Source organism: Proteus sp. FME41 (assembly GCF_014897315.1).
Taxonomy (GTDB): Bacteria; Pseudomonadota; Gammaproteobacteria; order Enterobacterales; family Enterobacteriaceae; genus Proteus.
This window is the reverse complement of the sequence record NZ_JABUYL010000080.1, coordinates 1-306: the sequence shown is the minus strand read 5'-3', so window position 1 is coordinate 306 and position 306 is coordinate 1. Positions and strand designations below refer to the sequence as shown.

1 protein-coding gene is annotated in these 306 nt (G+C 43.1%); it reads right to left on the bottom strand.

Going from position 1 to position 306, the window contains the following annotated elements:
- Positions 1-306 (bottom strand): hypothetical protein (locus INT04_RS19250; RefSeq protein ID WP_193017614.1); only part of this gene is annotated, 306 nt, incomplete at both ends.

The window sequence follows — 306 nt, the reverse complement described above, 5'->3', positions numbered from 1 at the left end:
ATTGGCGATTCATAAAATAAGAAACCACCATACCAATCCCCCACAGTGTCATGGCAGTGGCAACGGTATATTGCAAAATACGTTTTGAGTTTAGCCCTAAAGGTGCTGCCTTTAGTTGAGGGGGAAGGTGTGAATTTGCCGTGAGAAGCGCTTTCCAATGGGGATTGGATGTCCATTGATTATTTTGTGATAAAGTTGCAGACACGTTATTGTCAACAGATGTACTAAAGAGCACACCAGCGAATGGCAATGAGCGATAACCTGATAAAAGCGGTGCCAAATTATTGGCGAGCTTTTCACATCCTT